At 69.9% G+C, this 22,715-nt stretch carries 18 protein-coding genes and 1 riboswitch; of the genes, 13 read left to right on the top strand and 5 right to left on the bottom strand.

The window, feature by feature from the left end; all coding sequences use genetic code 11:
• Positions 1-13: 13 nt before the first annotated feature.
• The 8 genes from eccCa (at position 14) to B1790_RS24325 (ending at position 9,121) form a co-directional block, all read left to right on the top strand.
• Positions 14-3,580: a type VII secretion protein EccCa gene (eccCa, locus tag B1790_RS24360; RefSeq protein ID WP_079925859.1), complete on the top strand. Its 3,567-nt coding sequence runs from the start codon at positions 14-16 to the stop codon at positions 3,578-3,580.
• Complete coding sequence (locus B1790_RS24355) at positions 3,577-4,713, top strand: type VII secretion-associated protein (RefSeq protein ID WP_142271486.1); 1,137 nt, start codon at positions 3,577-3,579, stop codon at positions 4,711-4,713. Before eccCa ends, B1790_RS24355 begins: the two co-directional genes overlap by 4 nt.
• Before the next feature lie 82 nt (positions 4,714-4,795).
• A complete protein-coding gene (locus B1790_RS24350; RefSeq protein ID WP_142271485.1) occupies positions 4,796-5,107 on the top strand; it encodes a WXG100 family type VII secretion target in 312 nt (103 codons plus the stop codon).
• Positions 5,108-5,138: 31 nt separating this feature from the next.
• Complete coding sequence (locus tag B1790_RS24345) at positions 5,139-5,435, top strand: WXG100 family type VII secretion target (RefSeq protein ID WP_056557062.1); 297 nt, start codon at positions 5,139-5,141, stop codon at positions 5,433-5,435.
• A gap of 316 nt (positions 5,436-5,751) precedes the next feature.
• The gene (gene rplM, locus B1790_RS24340) at positions 5,752-6,195 is read left to right on the top strand and encodes a 50S ribosomal protein L13 (RefSeq protein ID WP_079925856.1); all 444 of its coding nucleotides are present in this window, start codon (positions 5,752-5,754) and stop codon (positions 6,193-6,195) included.
• A gap of 41 nt (positions 6,196-6,236) precedes the next feature.
• On the top strand, positions 6,237-6,725 hold the full coding sequence (rpsI, locus tag B1790_RS24335; RefSeq protein WP_198952112.1) for a 30S ribosomal protein S9: 489 nt from the start codon (positions 6,237-6,239) through the stop codon (positions 6,723-6,725).
• Between the two features lie 79 nt (positions 6,726-6,804).
• On the top strand, positions 6,805-8,139 hold the full coding sequence (glmM, locus tag B1790_RS24330; protein ID WP_079925854.1) for a phosphoglucosamine mutase: 1,335 nt from the start codon (positions 6,805-6,807) through the stop codon (positions 8,137-8,139).
• Between the two features lie 382 nt (positions 8,140-8,521).
• Entirely contained in the window at positions 8,522-9,121 is a 600-nt protein-coding gene (locus B1790_RS24325; protein ID WP_079925853.1) for a cadmium resistance transporter, read from the top strand.
• Here B1790_RS24325 and B1790_RS24320 read toward each other — a convergent pair.
• The 4 genes from B1790_RS24320 to cobN are packed head-to-tail and all read right to left on the bottom strand — an operon-like array spanning position 9,097 to position 15,713.
• Positions 9,097-9,870: a cobalt-precorrin-6A reductase gene (locus B1790_RS24320; protein WP_079925852.1), complete on the bottom strand. Its 774-nt coding sequence runs from the start codon at positions 9,868-9,870 to the stop codon at positions 9,097-9,099. The two genes, B1790_RS24325 and B1790_RS24320, sit on opposite strands and share 25 nt — an antisense overlap.
• Positions 9,867-11,342, bottom strand: coding sequence for a cobyric acid synthase (locus B1790_RS24315; RefSeq protein WP_079925851.1), 1,476 nt, complete (start codon positions 11,340-11,342; stop codon positions 9,867-9,869). Before B1790_RS24315 ends, B1790_RS24320 begins: the two co-directional genes overlap by 4 nt.
• The gene (gene cobF / locus B1790_RS24310) at positions 11,342-12,118 is read right to left on the bottom strand and encodes a precorrin-6A synthase (deacetylating) (RefSeq protein WP_255407302.1); all 777 of its coding nucleotides are present in this window, start codon (positions 12,116-12,118) and stop codon (positions 11,342-11,344) included. Before cobF ends, B1790_RS24315 begins: the two co-directional genes overlap by 1 nt.
• On the bottom strand, positions 12,099-15,713 hold the full coding sequence (gene cobN, locus B1790_RS24305) for a cobaltochelatase subunit CobN (RefSeq protein ID WP_233165298.1): 3,615 nt from the start codon (positions 15,711-15,713) through the stop codon (positions 12,099-12,101). The genes cobF and cobN overlap by 20 nt, the downstream gene beginning before the upstream one ends.
• Positions 15,714-15,743: 30 nt before the next feature.
• Positions 15,744-15,874, bottom strand: a riboswitch (cobalamin riboswitch).
• Between the two features lie 148 nt (positions 15,875-16,022).
• Here cobN and B1790_RS24300 point away from each other — a divergent pair.
• From B1790_RS24300 to bluB, 4 genes are read left to right on the top strand one after another with little or no spacing between them, the layout of a single operon-like run.
• Positions 16,023-16,697 (top strand): precorrin-8X methylmutase, encoded by a 675-nt coding sequence (locus B1790_RS24300; RefSeq protein ID WP_079925849.1) that lies wholly within the window; start codon positions 16,023-16,025, stop codon positions 16,695-16,697.
• Positions 16,694-18,208: a precorrin-2 C(20)-methyltransferase gene (locus B1790_RS24295; RefSeq protein ID WP_079925848.1), complete on the top strand. Its 1,515-nt coding sequence runs from the start codon at positions 16,694-16,696 to the stop codon at positions 18,206-18,208. The genes B1790_RS24300 and B1790_RS24295 overlap by 4 nt, the downstream gene beginning before the upstream one ends.
• Before the next feature lie 11 nt (positions 18,209-18,219).
• Positions 18,220-18,978: a cobalt-precorrin-4/precorrin-4 C(11)-methyltransferase gene (locus tag B1790_RS24290; protein ID WP_079925922.1), complete on the top strand. Its 759-nt coding sequence runs from the start codon at positions 18,220-18,222 to the stop codon at positions 18,976-18,978.
• Positions 18,975-19,616 (top strand): 5,6-dimethylbenzimidazole synthase, encoded by a 642-nt coding sequence (gene bluB / locus B1790_RS24285; protein ID WP_079925847.1) that lies wholly within the window; start codon positions 18,975-18,977, stop codon positions 19,614-19,616. The genes B1790_RS24290 and bluB overlap by 4 nt, the downstream gene beginning before the upstream one ends.
• Positions 19,617-19,623: 7 nt before the next feature.
• On the opposite strand, the gene cbiE is transcribed toward bluB, so the two are convergent.
• Entirely contained in the window at positions 19,624-20,817 is a 1,194-nt protein-coding gene (gene cbiE, locus B1790_RS24280; protein WP_198952110.1) for a precorrin-6y C5,15-methyltransferase (decarboxylating) subunit CbiE, read from the bottom strand.
• 149 nt (positions 20,818-20,966) lie between these two features.
• Between cbiE and B1790_RS24275 the strand changes: the two genes are divergently transcribed.
• Positions 20,967-22,715 (top strand): VWA domain-containing protein (locus B1790_RS24275; protein WP_142271484.1); only part of this gene is annotated, 1,749 nt, incomplete at its 3' end.

Genomic DNA, 22,715 nt, shown 5'->3' with positions numbered 1-22,715 from the left:
GTCCATTCACACGATGGGACAAATTCGTCGCCGCCTGCTTCCGCCTCCGTTCGAGGACGGCGATCTCGTCATGCGGCAACCGCCCGGTGTGCCGAAGGATCCGCCGTCCAACCTCGTCGGCAAGTTGCTGCCGGTGGTGATGCTCGTCGCGATGGGCGGTATGACGGTGCTGTACTTCACTTCCGGAGCCGCGTCGTCACGCAGTCCGGCGTTCCTGTTCCTGCCCGTCATGATGCTGGTGTCGGTGCTTGGCTCGGTGGCCTACCAGTCCAGGGGAGCGCGTCGGGGCGGGGAGCTCGACGCCGACCGGCGCGCGTACCTCCGTTACCTCGACGGGCTCGACGGGTCGCTCGTCGAAACCGCGGCGGCTCAACACGAATCGCTGCACTGGAATCACCCTGACCCCGCTGCGCTGTGGACTTTGGTAGGCGGCGACCGCATGTGGGAGCGCCGCCCAGACGACGAGGACTTCTGCCGCGTGCGGGTTGGCACCGGTCGGCTCCCGCTGTCGACCGCCGTGGTGGTGCCGGTCGTCCCGGAGTCCGAATCGCGCGACCCGATGGTCGACGACGCCGTCGACCGATTGCTCGCCGACCGGTCGACGGTTCCCGACCTCCCCGTCACGGTGGACCTCCGCGCGCACCCGCGCATCGCCGTGCTGGGGACGCCGGAGGCGGCTCGCGGTGTGATTCGCGCGTTGATCTGCCAGCTGACCGTCCTGCACGGCCCGGACGTCGTGCGGGTCACCGCGACCGGCAGCTCCGCCGATGCGCACTGGGACTGGGTGAAATGGCTTCCGCATCATGGCCGTTCGGATGCCTTGCCCGGGTCCCGGCACGTCGTGCTCGTCGACGGAAACGCCACGTCGATGCCGGCCGCCGACATCACGACGATCGTGGTCGGGCCATTGCCAGGTGACTGCCTCCGTCTAGGCGACGACACCGGACCCGTGGATCGTTTCGACTCGTTGACGATCGCCCAGGCGGTGGTCTGCGCCAGAACGCTTGCGCCGTTCGCCGGAGAGTCCGCCGCGACGGGCGGCGGCGCAGGCTGGTCCGAGCTGGTCGGCGTCGGCGATCCGGCGAGCCTGGACGTTCGACGCACGTGGCGGCCGCGGGCGGGGAGCGACCACCTCCGGGTCGCGATCGGTCTCACGGACCAGGGGGACCCGGTTCGCGTCGATCTCAAGGAGGCGGCCCGTGGTGGCATGGGCCCGCACGGGCTGTGCGTGGGTGCGACCGGTTCGGGAAAGTCCGAATTCCTCCGTACGTTGGTCCTCGGCCTGGCGGCCACCCACCCGCCGGAGGCGCTCAACGTCGTCCTCGTCGACTTCAAGGGAGGGGCAACGTTTCTTGGCCTCGAGCGCCTCAGACACGTCGCGGCCGTGGTGACCAACCTGTCCGAGGAGGCCCACCTGGTCGCCCGCATGAGGGACGCCCTTGCCGGGGAGATGACGCGGCGGCAGCGGGTGCTGCGGGCCGCCGGAGGATTCCCCGGCATCGCCGACTACGACGCCGCTCGCGCTCGAGGCCGCGACCTTCCGCCGCTGCCCGCGTTGTTCATCGTCGTCGACGAGTTCTCCGAACTCCTCACCCAGCACCCCGACTTCGCCGAACTGTTCGTCGCCGTCGGACGGCTCGGCCGATCCCTCGGCATGCACCTTTTGCTGGCCAGCCAGCGACTCGACGAAGGTCGGCTTCGTGGCCTCGAGACCCACCTGTCCTATCGCATCTGTCTGAAGACGTTCTCCGCGAGCGAATCCCGAGCCGTACTCGGCACGGCCGACGCCTACGAACTCCCAGGCACACCGGGGGCGGCGATCCTCAAGACGGCGTCCGGTGACCTCATCCGGTTCCGGAGCGCCTATGTCTCCGGGCCGGTCGCCGGGTCAGTGCCGCGTCACGGCCAGGCGGCTCGGCGCTTCACGGCGCGTGACGCCGAGCGTCCGCCCACCCCCGAGGTTCCCGCGCGAACGTCCCGGGCGTTGCTCGACGTCGTGGTCGACGGCCTTGCCGACCGGGGCGAGCCGGCCCATCAGGTGTGGCTTCCACCCCTGGACATGTCACCGCCGTTGCGCGGGTTGCTCGACGGCGTGGGGCGGCAACCGCCGCTGGTGTTGCCGATCGGGTTGGTGGACAACCCCTTTGCGCAGCGACGTGACACGTTGACGGTCGACCTGCGGTCCGCCGGGGGCAACGTGGCCATCGTCGGCGGACCACGGTCTGGCAAGACCACCGCGCTGCGCAGTGTGGTCGTGGGATTGGCGCAGACGCACGACCCCGAGGCGGTGCAGATCTACGGGCTCGACTTCGGCGGCGGATCGCTGTCGACGCTGCGATCGCTGCCGCACGTCGGCGCGGTCGCGGGCCGGCTGGAACGCGATCTCGCCCGCAGGATCGTCGGGCACGTGCAGGCCATGGTGCGGGACCGCGAGACACGGCGCCGCGAGGGCGCACCGGACGTTCGGGGCCACGCGTTCCTGGTGGTCGACGGGTGGGCGGTGGCCCGCCAGGAGTTCGACGGCATGGAGGAAGCCGTCTCCGCGATTGCCGCCCAAGGCCTTTCACTGGGCGTCCACGTCGTCGTCACCGCGTCCCGATGGGCCGACATCCGGCCCGCACTCAAGGATCAACTCGGCACCCGCGTCGAGCTGTGTCTTGGCGACCCGGCGGATTCGGAGATGGACAGGAAGAAGGCCCGCCTGCTGGGCTCCCGACCGCCGGGGCACGGACTCACCCGCGAGGGACTGGAGTTCGTACTCGCCGAGCCATGCGCCGACGGCACCGACGTGGCCGCGGTGGCGGCACGCTTCCCCGGGCGGGCGGCGCCTGCCATCCGCCTCCTGCCGTCGCGGGTGGCCTACGCCGACGTCGTCGACCAGTCGGGCGGGCAGATCGCCATCGGACTCGGGGAGGACGACATGCGGCCTGCGGCAGTCGACTTCGCGTCCCATCCGCATCTGCTCATCTTGGGGGCCACGGAATGCGGGAAGACCGCAGCGCTGCGCACCCTGTGCCGGGAGATCGTGCGCACCGCACGGCCCGATGCCGCCCGCATCCTCGTCGTCGACTTCCGTCGGACGCTGCTCGGGGTCGTCGAATCGGACTACCTTCTCGGCTACGCGATGTCGGCGGGGTCGGCCGACGCCCACGTGGCCACCGCGTCGGACCTGCTCGCGGAGCGGCTGCCCGACGAACGGGTGACGCAGCAACAACTGCGGGACCGGTCGTGGTGGTCGGGGCCGGAGCTGTACGTGGTCGTCGACGACTACGACCTGGTGGCTGGCACGTCCGGCAACCCGCTGCTCCCGCTGCTCGACCTGCTGCCGCACGCCAGGGATCTCGGCCTACACCTGGTGATCGCCCGGCGCTCCGGGGGTGCCGCGCGGGCGATGTTCGACCCGATCCTGGCGCGGACGAAGGACCTGGGCGCCATGGGCCTGATGATGAGCGCCAGCCCGGACGAAGGCGTGCTGCTGGGTTCCGTGCGGTGTGCGCCGCTGCCGCCGGGGCGCGGCACGCTGATCCGGCGCGGGCAGTCCGACCACCTGGTCCAGGTGTCGTGGACGGAGCCGCCGTGAGCGACGTGGTCGTGGTGGTGGGGCCGAAGGCGATCGTCGGCCGGGGCCCCGTGAACTTCGACGCGGCGACGATCGCGCTGGAGTCGGTCGACGACGTGCTCGCCCTCGTCGACGACCGCGTCGTGTCCGTCGACGACCTGTGGCGGGACGTTCTCGGGTCGGCGGTCGACGGTCTGTGCGACGACGTGGCGCTGATCTGTCCGTCGTGGTGGGGCCCGTCGCGCATCGCCCGCGTCGTGGCGGCAGCTCGGCACTGGTGCGACGACGTCGTCGTCCACCTCCGCTCGGAGGTGTTGGCCGCGGCGGCGACGGTCGTCGAACTCGGCCCCGAGCTCGTCGTCGTGCATGCCGACGGCCGACGGAACGTGATCACGCGGGGGAGCCATGCCGCCGACGTCGTTGACGTCGTGGTCGCGTGCGTCGACGGGCTGGCTGAGGTGACCCTCGACGTGCCGTCGGGCACGACGCTGCTCGGCGCCAATCTCGCTCGGGCGCTTCGGTTGCGGGGTGTCGAGGTGACGATGGAGGACGACAGGACCCTCGCCGACGCCGTCCGCGGATCACCCGGTTCCGAGACGGACGCCGTGGGCAGGTGGCGCCCGCCTCCTCACGCTGTCGGGGTGGCCGCGGCGATCCTGACGGTCGGCGGGTTGACGGTTGCGGGGATCGGCCTCGACGGGCGCAATGCGGAGTCGGCCGACGTCGCCTGGTTGATGGAAGGACGCGTCGCCGTCCAGGTTCCCGCCGGGTGGACCGTCGAGCGGATCACCGCCGGGCCGGGTTCGGCTCGCGTGCAAGTGGTTTCGCCTGCCGGTCGATCGGAGGCGATCCAGGTGACACAGTCTCGGGTGTCCGACACCGAGTCGTTGGAGTCGACTGCCGAGGCGTTGACGTCGGCGCTCGCCGACCAGCCGGGCGGCGTCTTCGTCGACTTCGCCGCGGCCGGTGAGCGCGCGAATCGCAGCGCCGTCACCTACCGGGAGGTGCGATCCGACCGGAGCGTCGACTGGACGGTGCTGCTCGACGGGGGAGTGCGGATCGCGATTGGTTGTCAGGGCCCGGTCACCGAGCCCGGCCCGCAGGCGGCGTGCGACAGGGCGATTCGCTCGGCACACGCGGTCACCCGAAAGTGATTCACGGACAAGGGAACCGAATCAACGGTCAATGCGTCCAATCATGCATACGACCACAAACGGAGAGCGAAAGGAGATGTGGATGAGCAGTGGCGCACTGAACACCGACTTCGGTCTGATGTCGACCGTGGCAGCCAAGATCGACAGCCGCAACGAGGAGACCGGCGCGATGCTCCGGACGTTCATCGGGCAGATGACCACAGTCCCACCGTCGGTGTGGGGCGGTACCGCGGCGGCACGCTTCCGCGACGTCGTCGACCGGTGGAACACCGAGTCCCTTGCCTTGCACCAGTCGCTGCAACGCATCGCGGAGACCATCCGGTTCAACGAGCGGACCCTCCGCGAGGCGGCCGACCAGCATTCCCACCGGATCGCGTCGGTCGACGTCCGCTGAGCATCCGCCCACCCACTCGAATGGAGCACCCATGGAACCGGTTTTGTCATACGACTTCAACGAGATCGAGTACACGGTCCGTCAGGAGATTCACCGCACCTCCGCGCGATTCAACGCGGCGCTGGACGACCTGCGCGCACAGATAGCGCCCCTTCAGGCGGTGTGGACCCGCGAGGCCGCGGAGGCCTATCGCGTCGAGCAGGCGAGGTGGGACCAGTCGGCGGCTGCGCTGAACGACATCCTGGTCTCCCTCGGCAACGCGGTGCGCGACGGATCCGACGACGTCGCCGACACCGACCGGCGCGCGGCAGGAGCCTGGAGCTTCTAGACCGCGGCGCGCGTAGACCCTGTGCGGTCCCAATCGGGAGGAGAGCCCGGGCGGGACCGCACAGTCGCGTCCGGACCCCCCTCCTGCCCCGTCGAGTGTGCGGTGCGAGGCCGGATCGCGATCTGGCCGCACACTGGATGCGGAACGGGCGTTTTGACCTGCGACGACGACGCCCGGTAGGCTGCTCCGTTGGCGCGCGGTGAGTCTTCACGACTCTGCGGGTTCTCGGGTCTACGTCGGTCGCCGAGGACTCCAGCCGCAGCGTTCGACCGACACCCGGTACCCCGGGAAACCCGAGAGAAGAGAAGGTAGCGCTGTGCCTACGTACACGCCGAAGGCGGGTGACACCACGCGTACGTGGTACGTCATCGACGCCACCGACGTGGTCCTCGGCCGGCTCGCCGTCGCAGTGGCAACACTGCTGCGCGGCAAGCACAAGCCGACGTTCACGCCGAATGTCGACGGTGGCGACTTCGTCATCGTCATCAACGCAGACAAGGTCGCCATCAGTGGCGACAAGCTCAACAACAAGTTCGCCTACCGCCACTCGGGTTACCCCGGCGGCCTGCGCAGGCGCACCATCGGCGAAATGATGGCGAAGAACCCGGAGCGGGTCGTGGAGAACGCGATCGTCGGGATGCTTCCCCACAACAAGCTGAGCCGTCAGGTCCAGAAGAAGCTCAAGGTGTACGCGGGCGCCGAGCATCCGCACATCGCGCAGCAGCCGGTTCCGTTCGAGATCAAGCAGGTGGCCCAGTGACCGAAACGACAGACGTGACCGAATCGACCGAGGTCGAAGAGGTGGCAGAAGCGCCTGAGGCCGCAGAAGCGACCGAAGCCGTCGACGAGACCGTCGAGACCGAGGCTGCCGACGAGGCGCCCGTTCGCGAGCCGCTCCTGCTCGACCGCCCGGTTCAGACCGTCGGTCGCCGCAAGGAGGCCGTGGTGCGGGTTCGCCTGACCCCCGGCACCGGCAAGTTCATCCTCGACGGCCGCAGCCTGGAGGAGTACTTCCCGAACAAGGTGCACCAGCAGCTCATCAAGGCGCCGCTGGTGCTCGTCGACCGGCTCGACACCGTCGACATCTTCGCCCACCTCGACGGTGGCGGACCGTCCGGACAGGCAGGCGCCCTGCGTCTTGCCATCGCCCGTGCGCTCATCATCGTTCAGCCCGAAGACCGGCCGCCGCTGAAGAAGGCTGGCTTCCTCACGCGTGACCCGCGTGCGATCGAGCGCAAGAAGTACGGCCTCAAGAAGGCCCGTAAGGCGCCTCAGTACTCGAAGCGCTGATCCTCAGCACGGTTTGTCCCGCGAGCGTGCGCGTCTGTTTTCCAAAGGCGCGCACGCTCTCGGTTTATCTAGGAGTTGCATGGGTCGCCTGTTTGGCACCGACGGAGTCCGCGGTGTCGCGAATACGGACCTGACCGCCGAGTTGGCGCTGGCCCTCGGGTCGGCAGCCGCTCGTCGACTGGGCAGCCCCGGCGGCCAGCGCCGGATCGCCGTCGTCGGTCGCGATCCGAGGGCCAGCGGTGAGATGCTCGAAGCCGCCGTCATCGCCGGGATCGCCAGTGAGGGCGTCGACGTGCTGCGCGTCGGCGTGCTGCCGACCCCCGCCGTCGCCCATCTGACGGGCGTCTACGGCGCCGAGTTCGGCGTGATGATCTCGGCGTCGCACAACCCGATGCCCGACAACGGCATCAAGATCTTCGGTCCCGGCGGACACAAGCTCGACGACGACGCCGAGGACCGCATCGAAGAACTCCTCGCCGCCGGACCAGGCGATCGCCCGGTCGGCGCCGCGATCGGTCGTGTGCGCGACGCCGACGACGCGCTCGAGCTCTATCTCCGGCACGTCGCCACGGCCGCCCCCGCCCCACTCGACGGCATGACCGTCGTCGTCGACTGCGCGCACGGCGCCGCCTCCGCGGCCGCCCCGCTGGCCTACCGCGCCGCCGGCGCCACCGTGATCGCGATCAACGCGGAACCCAACGGGCTCAACATCAACGACGGCTGCGGGTCGACGCACATGGACGTGCTGCAGCGGGCGGTGCTCGCCAACGGCGCCGACCTGGGGCTGGCGCACGACGGGGATGCCGACCGGTGCCTCGCCGTCGACGCGGCGGGTGAGGTCGTCGACGGGGACGCCATCATGGTGATCCTCGCGCTGGCCATGCGCGACGCGGGCGAGCTGAGGTCGAACACCCTGGTCGCCACCGTGATGAGCAACCTCGGGCTGCACATCGCGATGCGGGCGGAGGGCATCGAGGTGCGCACCACCGCCGTCGGCGACCGCTACGTGCTCGAGGAGCTGCGGGCCGGCGGCTACTCCCTCGGCGGCGAACAGTCCGGCCACGTCGTGATGCCGTCGCTTGGCACCACGGGGGACGGCGTCGCCACCGGGTTGCGCCTGATGGCGCGGATGGCGCAGACCCGCTCGACGCTGGCCGAGTTGGCGGCGCCGATGCACACGCTGCCGCAGGTCCTGATCAACGTCCAGGTGGCCGACAAGGCCACGGTCGCCGAAGCGCCGTCGGTGCAGTCCGCGGTCGCCGAGGCGGAGGCCGAACTCGGCGACACCGGTCGAATTCTGTTGCGCCCCTCTGGAACTGAGCAGGTCGTCCGGGTCATGGTGGAGGCCGCCGACGAAGACACCGCACGGCTGTTGGCCTCGCGGGTGGCGGACTCGGTGAGCGAACAACGCTGAACGGGGCAGCGCGCGCGACGGAGAAAGGCCGCTGCTCCTCACGGACCTGGACGGTACGTGGCTCGGGCCTCGTGTCGACCTCTCGACAGCACGACGGTCTCGGCCAACGGCGTCCAATGACTCTCGTCAACTCGCCCGCTGCCTGGCCAGGCCTGCGACGTGTTCGACCGCAGCTGACACGACGAGAGCCCATGGCAGGGAACGTCCCTCGCCCACCAACGGTCACCGCTCACCCGTGCAACCATGCTGCAACCTCGGGCCGCCTAGCGTGGGCCGCGACAGGACATGGCGGCGCCGCGACGCGGTGGTGGGCAGGCAGAGGAGCAGCGTTGGGGAGCCGCCACGTCGATCCATTCGCCGAACACCGCGCGTCGACGGGGTGATGAGCGAATCGGTGGCCGCCACCGCGGCACTTGCCGCGGTCCTGTTCGCGGCGACCAACATCGACACCTTGCTGACGAGCACCACCCTGGTCGCGGCCAGCCGCGCCGTTGGGCGCGACGGAAATTGGCGAATCTGGTGCGGTCAATGCCTGGGGATGGCAATCGTCGTGCTGATCGCGCTGCTGGCGGGGGCTGGTCTTGCCCAAGTCCCCGCGGGGTGGCTCGCTTTGGTCGGTGTGGTGCCAATCGCGTTGGGTGTCAACGGGTTGCGAGCCGCGCTGCGGGGTGGCGTCGTCGACGACGACGAGCGGGTGCCTCCACAGGACGGCGTGCTTGCGGTCGCCGGCCTGACCGTCGGCAGCGGGGCCGACAACCTGGCGGCCTACACGCCGGTGTTTCGGACCGACAGTGTGTCGCAACTCGTCGTCACCATCGGTGTCTTCGTCATCGGTGCGGCCGTACTATGCGCCGTCGGCGGGTGGTGCGGGTCGCGACGATTCGTCGTCGTCGCCATTCGAAGGTTCGGGCGGTGGGCCGTACCGGTGGTATTCGTCGTGGTGGGGGTCGCGGCGGTCTACCGGGGGGTGTCGTCGATCTGACGTGCGGCCAGTTCGTGGACCCAGGTCACGGCGTCAACCGTGGTGGACACGACGGGCACGCCCCCTGGCACCTGCGGTCGACGCACGATGACCACCGGTACCCCGAGTCGTTCGGCGGCGATCATCTTCGGCCAGGTGTACTCACCACCGGAGTCCTTGGTGACCAACACGTCTGCGCCGTGATCCTCGAACATCGCCAATTCACCGGGTAGCGCGTAGGGGCCGCGATCGTTGAGCAGCCGCCAACGCGGGGGCAGCTCCACCTCGGGTTCGTCCACCACCCGCGCCAGTACCGCCCGCTCGGCGAGCGCCGGGATGAACCGCGCCAGGTGCTGGCGTCCGGTGGTGAGCAGTGGTCGCTCCCCGAGCCGGGCCGCTTCGGCGGCGGCCTCGTCGTGAGTGTCGACCCAGCACCACGACGCCTGGGCGCGGTCCGCCCAGCCCGGGCGCTCCAACCGCAGCAGCGGTTTCGGCGTCTTGCCAGCGGTGCAGGCCTCGACTGCGGTGGCCGACATCGTCGCCGCGAACGGGTGCGTGGCGTCGACGACGGCGTCGTAGTCGACGAGCGCCGAGCGCAGGCCTGCCACGCCACCAAAGCCGCCGATCCGGACCGGACCCGCGGGCATCCGCGGTCTGGCCACTCGGCCAGCCAGCGAGCTCGTCACCTCGACGCCATCGGCCAGCAGTCGGGCGGCGAGAGCCCGTGCCTCCGAGGTGCCGCCGAGCAGCAGGATCCGCGTGGCCGTCATGGTGCCCCCGGCGCCAGGAACGGCAATTCCGTCGAGCTGCCGCGAAGGGCCAAGTGCAGCAGTGCATCCACGTCCAGATGCGCTTCGACCAACTCACCGAGCAGATCGAGGCGGCGCTCACGGGCCGCGGGGAAGCTGACGCCGGAGGGCTCGAGCTCGAGCGTCTCGCGGAGGAATGCCGCCCGCAGCGCGTCGCCTTCCAACGACCCGTGCCACATCGTGCCGAACACCGCACCGGCTCTGGCACCGCCGAGGAATTCCTCCGCGTCGGGTCCGCGCGTGATGCGGCCGTGATGGATCTCGTACCCCGCCGCGGGTACGCCGAGCGCGTCGCCGTGGGGCAGCCGTAGAACCTTCGTCGGCGCGAAGGTGGTCTCGACGTCGAGCAGCGCGAGTCCGTCCACCTGGGCGACTCCGCCCTCGACACCGTCGGGGTCGCGAATCACGTTGCCCAGCATCTGGAATCCCCCGCAGATGCCCAGCAGTGGCTTACCGGCCGCGACGTGCGCCAGCAGCGCCCGGTCCAGTCCCCGCGACCGCAGCCACGCCAGGTCGGCGATGGTGGCCCTGGTGCCGGGCAGCACCACCAGATCGGCGTCGGCCAGGGCGCGGGGGTCGGAGACGAACACGACGTCGACGTCCGGTTCAAGGCCAAGCGCGTCGACGTCGGTGAAGTTGCTGATCCGCGGCAGCCGGATCACCGCTACCCGACGCGCTCCGGTATCGGTCGAGCGGCGACCCTGCAGGTCGAGAGCGTCCTCGGAGTCCAACCACAGGTCGGGGTGCCAGGGCAGGGTGCCGTATACCCGCCGGCCCGTCAGGCGTTCCAGGTCGCGGAGTCCGGGAGCCAGCAGCTCGACGTCGCCGCGAAACTTGTTGACCACGAACCCCGTCAGCAGCGCCTGGTCCTCGGGGGACAGCAGGGCCACGGTGCCGACGAACGCCGCGAACACGCCGCCGCGATCGATGTCGCCCACCACGACGGTGGGCAGCCCGGCGTGGCGGGCCAGGCCCATGTTGACGTAATCGCCTGCGCGCAGGTTGATCTCGGCCGGACTTCCCGCGCCTTCGGCCACCACGACTTCGAACCGCGCGGACAGCTCGTCGAACGCCGCGTGCGCCGCGGTCGCCAGCGCCCGCCGTCCCTCCAGCCAATCCGACGACGACACCTCGCCCCACGGCTGGCCCATCAGCACGACGTGGCTGCGGTGGTCACTGCCCGGCTTGAGCAGCACAGGATTCATCGCCACCTCGGGAACGGCCTGGGCCGCCAGGGCCTGAACCCATTGGGCTCGGCCGATTTCCGCGCCGCCGTCGGATGGACCCGCACACACCATGGAGTTGTTGGACATGTTCTGCGCCTTGAACGGGGCCACCTTCACCCCGCGGCGCGCCAGGGCCCGACACAGCCCGGTGGTCACCACGCTCTTGCCTGCGTCACTGGTGGTGCCCGCGACGAGCAGACCCGCCATCAGGTGCGCCTCACCAGGAACAGATCCATCACCCAGCCCGCCTCGGCCTTGGCCTCCTCGCGCGCGTCGACGATGGCGGGCAGTGCCTCCGAGAGGCGTCCCGACACCAACCGCTCGCCGGTGGCGCCCAGGTTGGCACCCCACCACACCGTCCAGTCGTCGAGTCCGGTGAGGTCCAACCGGTCTGGCGGCGGGTTGAGCATGGCGACGACGTTGTCCTGTCCGGCGGCCACCGCCTCTTGTAGCCGACGCCCGGTCGTCACGTGTACCGACCTGCCGACCTCGTGCAGCACGATGCGGTGCCGGGCGGCGAGCAGTTGCGGTGCGCTGATGCCCGGCAGCACGTCGAACTCCACCCCTAGCCCAAGTGCGCGCACCTTCTCGACGACCCGGATCGTGGAGTCGTACAGAGACGGGTCACCCCAGACCAGGAATGCCGCGGTGCCACCCCGTTCGCGCAAGACGTCGGCATACCGGGCCGCCCGGGCGTCGTGCCAATCTGCCACCGCACCTTCGTAATTGGCGTCGGTCAGCCCGGCCGACCGGTCGCGGACCGGGTCGGGCACCACCACGATCTCGGCGGGCCCGCCGGCACCGGGGAACGCCTCGACGATCTCGCGGCGCAGAGCCAGCAGCCCATCGTCGTCGCCCTTGGCGGCCGCGAGCACGTAGTCGACCGACCGCAGTGCGTCGGCGACCTCGTGGGTCACCTGCCCCGGTCCCATGCCGATCCCTAGGATCCGGACCCGTACCGGCTCAGCCTCCGACGGTCGCACTACGATCCTCCAGATCGCCCTCGACCTCCAGGTACGCCTGCTGCAAGGCGGCCAGCGTCTCGGCGGAGGGGTCGGCCCACAGCCCGCGATCGGCGGCCTCCTGCAGGCGTTCGACGATGCCATGCAGCGCCCAAGGATTGGAGGTGTCGAGGAACTCCCGGGTCGTGGGGTCCAGCACGTACTCCTGGGCCAGCTTCTCGTACATCCAGTCGTGCACGACGCCGGCGGTGGCGTCGAAACCGAACAGGTAGTCCACCGTCGCGGCGAGCTCGAAGGCGCCCTTGTATCCGTGCTTGCGCATGGCGGCGATCCACCGCGGGTTGACCACCCGGGAGCGGAAGACGCGGGCGGTCTCCTCCGAGAGCGTCCTGGTGCGAACGGCGTCCGGTGTGGTCGAGTCGCCGACGTAGGCCTTGGGGTCTGATCCCGTGAGTGCGCGCACGGTGGCGATCATGCCGCCGTGGTATTGGAAGTAGTCGTCGCTGTCGGCGATGTCGTGTTCGCGGGTGTCGACGTTCTTGGCCGCCACCTTGATTCGGCGGTAGTTGGTACGCATGTCGTCGGCTGCCGGTGCGCCGTCCAGACCACGGCCGTAGGCAAACCCGCCCCACGCGGTGTAGACCTCGGCGAGATCCTTGTCATCGCGCCAGGTGCCCGCTTCGATGACCTGCAGGATGCCTGCGCCGTAGGAGCCCGGTTTGGAGCCGAAGATCCTTGTGGTGGAACGGCGTTGGTCACCGTGCTCGGCCATGTCGGCGCGGGCGTGGGCGGCCACGAAGTTCTGGTCGTCGGGTTCGTCGAGTTCGGCGACCATCCGGACCGCGTCGTCGAGCATCGCCACCACGTGGGGGAATGCGTCGCGGAAGAAGCCCGAGATGCGGACCGTCACGTCGATGCGCGGCCTGCCAAGTTCCTCGGGCGTGACGATCGCGAGACGGCTGACCCGCCGGGACGCCTCGTCCCACTCGGGGCGCACCCCGAGGAGGGCGAAGACCTCGGCGATGTCGTCGCCGGAGGTACGCATTGCGCTGGTGCCCCACACCGACAGGCCCACGGACTCCGGGTAGGTGCCGGTGTCGTCGAGGTAGCGCTGGATCAGCGAGTCGGCCATGGCTAGGCCGGTCTGCCAGGCGAGCCGCGACGGCACCGCGCGGGGGTCGACGGTGTAGAAGTTGCGGCCGGTCGGCAGCACGTTCACCAGACCCCGCAGCGGTGAGCCCGACGGTCCGGGGCGGATGAAACCGCCTGCAAGGGCGTGTAATACGGCCTCGATCTCGCCAGCGGTGCCGGCCAGCCGCGGCACCACCTCGGTCGCGGCGAAGTGCAGCACCTTCTGCACCTCGGGATCGTCGTGCAGCGAGACCGCCGTTTCGGCCGCCCAGTTCGCTGCCTCCATCGCCTCGACGAGTTGCCGTGCCCGCGACTCAATCTCGTCGACCGCGCGCGTCTCGGCGCCCTCCTTCAGACCGAGGGCGGCTCGCAGTCCCGGTACGGCGTGATCCTGACCGCCCCACACCTGCGCGGCGCGCAGGATGGCCAGCACCAGGTTGACCCGCGCCTCGCCGTGCGGCGCGCCACCGAGGACGTGCAATCCGTCGCGGATCTGGGCGTCCTTGATCTCGCACAACCAGCCGTCGACGTGCAGCAGGAAGTCGTCGAACTCCTCGTCGTCCGGCCGGTCGTCGAGACCGAGGTCACGGTGCATTTCGGCGGCCCGCATCAGGTTCCAGATCTCACCGCGGATCGCGGGAAGCTTCGCCGGATCCATCGACGCGATGTTGCCGTACTCGTCGAGCAGTTGCTCGAGACGGGCGATGTCGCCGTAGGTCTCCGCTCGCGCCATCGGCGGGATGAGGTGGTCAACGATGGTGGCGTGCGCGCGCCGCTTGGCCTGGGCGCCCTCGCCGGGATCGTTGACCAGGAACGGGTAGATCAGCGGCATGTCGCCAATCGTCGCGTCGGTGGCGCATGCGGACGACAGCGCGGCGTTCTTGCCGGGCAGCCATTCCATCGAGCCGTGCTTGCCGAGGTGTACCACGGCGTGGGCGCCAAAACCCTGCTCCAGCCAACGGTATGCGGCCAGATAGTGGTGGCTCGGTGCCAGGTCGGGATCGTGGTAGATGGCGACTGGATTCTCGCCGAAACCGCGGGGCGGCTGAATCATCAGCACGACGTTGCCGGCCCGTAGCGCCGCGAGCACGATCTGGTCGTCGTCGTTGACGAAGAGCTTGCCGGGGGCCGGTCCCCACGCTTCGGTCATGGCGTCGCGCAGGCTGGCCGGCAGGTGCGCCGTCCACTGCGCATACTCCGCGGCGGTGACGGTGACGTGGGCGTCGGTGAGCTGGCCTGCGGTCAGCCAGTCCTGGTCCTGTCCGCCCGCCGCGATCAGCGTGTGAATCAGCCGGTCGCCGGCCTCGGTCTCGTCGGCGATGTCGAGCACGCCGAATCCGTCGCCGATGTCGTACCCCTGCTGAGCCAGCCGGTGCAGCAAGCGCACCGTCGAGGCCGGGGTGTCGAGGCCGACGGCATTGCCGACGCGAGAGTGCTTGGTGGGGTACGCCGAGAGGACGAGGGCGAGTCTCTTCTCCGCGTTCGGCAGCCGCCGCAGCCGGGCGTGTTTGACGGCGATGCCGGCGACTCGCGAACAGCGCTCCGGGTCGGCGACGTAGTGCGGCAGACCATCCTCGTCGATCTCCTTGAAGGAGAACGGCGCGGTGATGACGCGTCCGTCGAACTCGGGGATGGCGATCTGATTGGCCGAGTCGAGCGGGGTGACACCATCGTCGCTGGCCTGCCAGTCCTCCCGCGAGGACGTCAGGCACAACCCCTGCAGCATCGGAATATCAAGGGCAGCAAGGCGTTCGATGTCCCAGGCGCCGTCGTCGCCACCGGCGGTCGCCCCGGCCGGTTTGGACCCGCCGGCGGCAAGAACGGTGACCACCAGCGCGTCGAGCGTGCCCATGGCGTCGAACAGCTCCTGCGGTGCGCTGCGCAGGGAGGACGCGAAAATGGGCACTCCGACCGCGTCGCCGGTCGAGCTCACCGCGTCGACGAGGGCATGGGCGAATTCGGCGTTGCCGCTGATCTCGTGCGCGCGGTAATACAGAACCCCGACCCGCAGCTCGTTCGACCCAGAGGCGTCGGCACTCGCGCCGTATCCCCACTCCGGGATGACGACGGGCTCCTCGAAGCCCTCCCCGGTGAGCAGCACCGTGTCGCACAGGAACGCGTGCATTTGCCCGAGGTTGGCGGGCCCGCCCTCGGCGAGGTAGGCGTGCGCCTGGGCGGCGACGCCAATCGGGACGTTCGAGCACTCCATCAACTCGGCACTGGGCTGTCGTTCGCCGCCGAGCACCACCAGTGGCAGGCCGGTGGCGCGCAGCACCGCCAACTCCGACTCGATCTCCGCCGACGAGCCCAGCACTCGCAGCACCACCATCTGCGCACCGCGGATCAGTGGCTCGAGTTCCTGGCGCACCGGGTTTCCCAGGCTGAACGGCGCGCCGCTGGCGCGGGCCGAGAGCAGGTCGGTGTCCGACGTGGACAGCAGGGCGATGCGCGGAAGGGGCATCGAATTCAGCGGGGCTTCGGGCATGCATGGGCTCCTACTCGGGGTTCTCGCCCCTCGTTGTCGAAGTCTCGCGGCCAGTGTCTGGCTGCGGCCGCCGTGCGGCCTTCACAGTGGCGGAACCGCCCCGGGTTTGCACCGGGTTCCATCGCCACGAGACGTGCTGGATCAGAGTAGTGCAGGTTTCTTCGCGGCGGTGACGAGTTCGCGCCTTCGACACCCGGTGGAGGGACTGCTACCCCATTGCAACGTAGGGGGTGGTAGTGATGTCGACGTGCCCGACGGACGCGACATCCGACTCTGGCAGTTCCAGCACGCATGCCCCGAAGGACTTCGATGATCAGCTCCGACCAGCTCGCCCGACCCACGAAGAGGTACGAGTACGTCGACGACGGACCCGCCATCTACGTGGATTCGTTTGCCGCCATCCGCCGTGAGGCCGATCTGTCTGCGATTCCCACCGAGGCCGAGAAGCTCGCGGTGCGGATGATCCACGGCACGGGGCAGCCCGCGTTGGTCAAGGACCTGATCATTCACCCCGATCTCGTTCGTGCGGCCCGGTCGGCTCTCGACGCCGGCGCCCCCATCCTGTGCGACGCCCAGATGGTCGCCACCGGCGTCACCGCCAGCCGCCTCCCGGCAGGCAACGACGTGCACTGCTTCTTGCACGACCCGCGCGTACCCGAGCTCGCCAAGGCGTGGCGCACCACCCGCACCGCGGCCGCCGTCTCGCTGTGGACGCCGCTTCTGGCCGGGGCCGTCGTGGCGATTGGCAACGCCCCGACTGCCTTGTTCCACCTGCTGGAAATGATCATCGACGGTGCCCCCCGCCCCGCCGCAATCGTGGGTTGTCCCGTCGGCTTCATCGGCGCCGCCGAGTCCAAGGACGCGCTCGTCGCATTGTCCGCCGACCACGGCATCGACGTCCCGTTCGTCACGATCCGTGGCCGTCTCGGCGGTTCGGCCATGACCTCGTCGGCGCTGAATGCGCTTGCCGCGGAGAAGGAATGACCACCGGACGCTTTTTCGGGGTCGGGCTGGGTCCAGGCGATCCCGAGCTCATCACGCTGAAGGCCGCCAGGCTCATCGGCGAGGCCGACGTCGTGGCCTACCACGCAGGGGTCAACAAGCAGTCTTACGCCAGGAGCATCGCCGCGGATCTCATCCGCGACGGCGTCGTCGAGGAAGAGCTGCGCTACCCCGTCACCACCGGCGGCACCGACCACCCCGGCGGGTACGCCGGGGCGCTCGCCGACTTCTACGAGGAGTCCGCCGCGCGACTCGCCGCGCACCTGTCCGTCGGCCGGACCGTGGTGCTGCTCGCCGAGGGCGACCCACTGTTCTACGGCTCGTACATGTACATGCACGATCGGCTCAGCTCGCGCTTTCCGACCGAGGTAGTGCCCGGCCTGCCCGCGTTCATCGCCGCGACCGCGACGACGGCGTCGCCGTTGGTCCGACAGACCGACGTCCTCACCGTGCTGCCAGGGACGCTGCCCGAGCCCGAGCTGGCTCGCAGGCTGGCCGACACCGACGGTGCCATCATCATGAAGCTGGGCCGGACGTTTCCGGCCGTCCGCCGGGCACTGGCGGCCTCGGGTCGGCTCTCCCACGCCCTATACGTCGAAAAGGCGAGCCATCCCGAGGAGCGGTGGATGCCGGTCGCCGACGTCGACGAGACCTCGGTGCCCTACCTGTCCCTCATCGTCGTCAACGGCGACTCGCTCAACGGCCGGCGCTCCCGGACGCCCGGCGAACCGGTGTCCGCGACGGCCAGTCCGGCGATCGCGGCGGCCGAACTGGTGGTCGTGGGCCTCGGACCGGGCCCCGAGGGCTGGCTGACGCCGGAGGCGTCCGCGGCGCTGGCCGAGGTTGACCACGTGGTGGGCTACGGGCCCTATGTCGCCCGCGTGCCGCAGCGCATGGGACTGCAGCGGCACTCCTCGGGCAATACCGTCGAGGTCGACCGCGCCCGCTTCGCCCTGGATCTGGCGAAGCGGGGTGAACGGGTCGCCGTGGTCTCTGGTGGTGATGCGGGGGTATTCGGAATGGCCGCAGCCGTTTTCGAGGCCGCGGAGGACGAGACCTATGCCGACGTCTCGGTGCGCGTGCTGCCGGGCGTGTCGGCTGTGCAGGCCGTCGCGGCACGGGCCGGGGCGCCGATAGGTGCGGACTTCGCCGTGCTCAGTTTGTCCGACCGGCTCAAGCCCTGGGCGGTGATCGAGGCGCGGCTGCGCGCCATCGCGGAGGCCGACCTGGTGCTCGGCATCTACAACCCCGCCTCGCGAAGCCGGCCCGATCAAATTGCGCTGGCCCGAAAGTTGTTGCTCGAGCATCGGTCCGCCGAGACGGTCGTGGTGGTCGGCCGTGACGTCGGACGGGCCGAGGAGTCCCTGTTGGTGACCACCCTTGGTGATCTCGACACCGATTCCGTCGACATGAAGTGTCTGCTGCTGATCGGGGCGTCGTCGACCCGGGTGACGGCAACGGGTCGGGTGTGGACGCCCCGGTGGGTCCAGTGATCGTCGACGGAATGAATCCGGTGCAGTTCGTCGGGGCGGGTCCCGGCGCGGCCGATCTGCTGACCCTGCGCGCCGCACGTCTACTCGGCGACGCCGACGTTGTGCTGTACCCGGGCACCTACCTCGACCCTGAAGTTCTCGAGAATTGCTCTCCCGCAGCTGATTTCGTCGATACCAAGGATCTGAACCTCGATGCCATCGTGGCCCGCATTGTCGCGGCGTACGAGGCGAGGTTACGAGTGGCACGACTGGTCTCCGGGGATCCGACGCTCTACAGCGCGGTGTCCGAGCAGACCCGCCGCCTCGACGCCGCGGGTGTGCCGTGGGCAGTGACCCCCGGAGTGCCGGCCTACGCGGCCGCCGCGGCGCGGGTGGGACGGGAGCTGACCGTGCCGCTGGTCACCCAGTCGGTGGTGCTCACCCGCACCCATCAGCGTTCGACGGCGATGCCGGAGTCCGAGTCGCTGGGCGCCTTCGCCGCGACCCGGGCGACGCTGGTGCTGCACCTGGCCATCACCAGGACACGGGAGCTGATGGCCGAGCTCGTAGAGCCGTACGGCGCCGACTGCCCCGTCGTGGTGGTCTACCGGGCATCACAACCGGAAGAGGTGGTGCTGCGCGGCACCGTTGCCGACATCGCCGATAGCGTGGCCGAGGCCGGCTTGCGTCAAGCTGCGGTGATCCTGGTAGGCCGCGCGCTCGCCGAACGTACCGACCCGTGCGCCGGGGAGAGTCACCTGTACGACCCACTGCGGGAGCGGTCCCGATGAGCGCGCCCACCATCGACGGGCTCTACGACGTCATCCACCGGCGCCGAGACACCCGTCGCGAATTCGCCGGTGCGCCAATCGATCCCGAGGTCCTCGATCGCGTGCTGAACGCAGCCCACGCCGCGCCGTCGGTCGGCATGACGCAGCCGTGGGACTTCGTGCTGGTGCGCTCACCCGCGACCCTGTCCATGTTCCGCGATCACGTGCTCACCGAACGCGAACTGTTCGCGGGCGGCCTGGCGGGGGAACGGGCAGAGACGTTCTCGCCAATCAAGGTCGAAGGCATCCGGGAGTCGGGCCTCGGCGTCGTCGTCGGCTACGACCCCACGCGGGGTGGTCGGCAGATCCTCGGCAGGCACGCCATCGACGACGCCGGTCTGTACTCGGTCGTGTGCGCAATCCAAAACCTGTGGCTCGCAGCGACCGCCGAAGGCCTTGGTGTCGGCTGGGTTTCGTTCTATCGCGAGGACTTCCTGCAGACGCTGGTCGGCATGCCCGCCCATGTGCGGCCCGTCGCCTGGTTGTGCGTGGGGCACGTCGCCGACCTTCCCGACACCCCTGACCTTGAGCGCTACGGCTGGCGTGAGCGCGCGCCCTTGCACACGGTGGTCCACCATGAGCGCTACGAAGCGCGCTGAGCCGTGCCTACGAGCGGGTGTAGGCCCACTGCGTGACGGCGCGCGCCGGCGTCCACCCGGTGAACGATCCGACGGGTGCGGCACGTTCGACGTGGATGCGCACCAACTCGCCACCGTGTTCGCGGTAGGCCTGCGCCACGAGGATCTCGGTTTCCATCGTCACGCCGTGAATCACCAACCGCCCACCGACCGCGAGCGCGTTCAGACATGCCTGCAGTACGCCGGGGCGGGTGGCGCCACCGCCGACGAAGATGGCGTCCGGGGTGGGCAACCCGGTGAGATCCTGGGGGGCGGAGCCGTGAACGACGCGCAGCCCGGGCACACCCAGCGAGCGGGCGTTTCGGGTGATCCGGTCGGCTCTCGTGGCGTCGGCCTCGACTGCGGTTGCGCCGCAGCTGGGGTGGGCCCGCATCCATTCGATGCCGACCGATCCCGCTCCCGCGCCGACGTCCCACAACAGCTGCCCCGGTGCGGGCAGCAGCCGGGCCAGTGCGGCCGCGCGCAGATCGCGCTTGGTGAGTTGCCCGTCGTGTTCGAACGCGTCGTCGGGCAGGCCGGCCGCCCATCCGGTGGTCTGCGGTCCGATCATTTCGGCTGCAACGAGATTCAGCCGTGGAGGCTCGTAGTCGAAGTCGGCGGCGATGGTGTCGAACCGGGTTTCGGCCGCGCCTCCGAGTTCGCCCAGCACCGTCACCCGGCTGGCTCCATATCCGGCGCGAACCAAGAGCGCGGCAAGTGCGGTGGGCGTCGTCTCGTCCGACGACAGCACCACCACCCGGCGGCCGGGGGCCAATTCGCGCAGCACGGCGTGCACGTCGCGGCCGACCACGCTGACGACCGCGATCGACTCCGCGGACCAGCCGAGACGGGCGCATGCCAAGGCCACCGACGAGACGTGCGGGACGATCGTGACGCCGTCGGCGCCGATGAGGTTCACCAGCGTGGTTCCGATGCCGCTGAGCATGGGGTCCCCGGAAGCGAGTGCCACGACGCGCCGACCGGCAAGACCGTCGAGCAGGGCCGGCAGACCGGGGCGCAGAGGCGACGGCCACGGGTGTCGTTGTTGACCAATGACTTTCGGGAGCATGGCCAACTGGCGGGGAGCACCAAGGACATCCTCTGCATCCAGCACGGTCGCGCGAACGGCTTCGGGCAGACCATCCCATCCGTCCGCTGCGATGCCTACCACCGTCAGATGCACGTGCCCACCCTCGCTATCGTTGCGACCGCTCGGACCTGTTCCCAGGCGATGCTAGCGTTGACGCCACGACCGGCTTGCCGCGCCTCGACTCGGATCCTTGCGGTCCGTCGTGACGGAATCCGAAGACGCCCATCCATCGCGACGATGCAATGACGAGCGGAGCCCCCGTGTATCAGCTGTTCCCCTTCCCAGCGGTCCTCGGCGCCGACCCCGACGCCGACGGCGGGCTGGACGACATGGCGCTCGCGCTGGTCCTCACCGCGATCTCACCAGGCATCGGCGGTGTGTTGGTACGCGGCGAGAAGGGCACGGCGAAGTCGACGTTGGTGCGCGCGTTGGCGGGTCTGCTTCCCGACATCGCGGTGGTCGCCGGAGATCGCTTCTCGACCAATCCCGCCGATCCGCACGCGCTTTCGCCGGACGGGCCTTTCGCCAAGGATGCGCCCGTCGAGATGCGACCGGTGCGCCTCGTCGAGTTGCCGGTCGGCGCCACCGAGGACCGGGTCGCGGGTTCCATCCACCTGGAGCGGGCCCTCAGCGAGGGTGCCGTGCACTTCGAGCCGGGCCTGCTGGCGCGGGCACACCGCGGCATCCTCTACGTCGACGAGGTCAACCTGCTGCACGACCACCTGGTCGACCTGTTGCTCGACGCCGCGGCGATGGGCCGCCTGACCGTCGAACGCGACGGCATCTCGGTCACCCACGCGGCCCGGTTCGTGATCGTGGGAACGATGAACCCCGAAGAGGGAGAGCTACGCCCACAACTGCTGGACCGGTTTGGTCTCAGTGTCGAGGTGGCCGCCCCTCAGGATCCCGCCCTGCGGGCCGAGGTCGTGCGGCGCCGGTTGGCATTCGACGCCGACCCCGAAGCCTTCCGCGGCCGGTACGCCGACGTCGAACGCGCCCTGCGGCAACGGATCACGGATGCGCAGTCCCGCGTTGCCGGCATCGAGCTGACGCCGGCGACGCTGCTGAGGATCGCCGAGGTGTGTTCGGCCCTTGGCGTGGACGGTATGCGCGCCGACATCGTCACCGCCCGCACCGCCGCCGCACACGCGGCGTGGCAGGGGCGGGACGACATCACCTTGGAGGACGTCCGGGTGGCTGCTCGGCTGGCGCTGCCGCACCGGCGGCGTCGTAACCCCTTCGACGCTCCGGGGCTGCAGCAGGATGAGCTCGACGAGCTGCTGCCTCCCGAGGCGCCCGATCCGGGCCCGGAGCCCGACCCCGATCCCGACGGACCCGACGGCGGCCAAGAGCCCCCGGAGGACCTCGACGGACCACCCCCCTCCGAGAGCGGGAAATCACGTGCGGAACAGGGGAATTCGTCGGCCCCGGTCGGTGCGGGTGAGCCCTTCCGGGCGCGGTTGTTCACCGTGGACGGGGTGGGTGACGGGCAGGCCGGGCGCCGAAGCCGAGCCCGCACGACGGCGGGCCGCCGCACCGGCGCCACTCCGTCGTCGGCCGCGGGCAACGGCATCCATCTGCTCGAGACGGTGCGCGCCGCTGCGCCCCATCAGGCCACCAGAGGTCGCACGTCGGGGCGGCTGGCGCTGCAGCCAGAAGATCTGCGCCGCGCCGTGCGAGAGGGCCGCGAGGCCAACCTGGTGCTGTTCGTCGTCGACGTGTCGGGGTCGATGGCCGCCAGGGAGCGCATGCAACAGGTGAAGACGGCGATCCTGTCACTGTTGCTGGATGCCTACCGCAGGCGCGACCGAGTGGCTGTCGTGACGTTCCGCGGCACCGGTGCCGAGGTCGCACTGCCGCCGACGCGTTCGGTCGACGTCGCAGCCCGGCGGCTCGACGATTTGCGCACCGGCGGTCGTACCCCGCTGGCGGAGGGACTGCTCGAAGCCGTCGAGTTGATCCGCCGAGAACGGTTGCGCGACCCGGGTCGC

Source organism: Mycobacterium sp. AT1, from assembly GCF_002043095.1.
GTDB lineage: Bacteria > Actinomycetota > Actinomycetes > Mycobacteriales > Mycobacteriaceae > Mycobacterium.
This window is presented reverse-complemented; position numbering and strand designations above follow the sequence as displayed.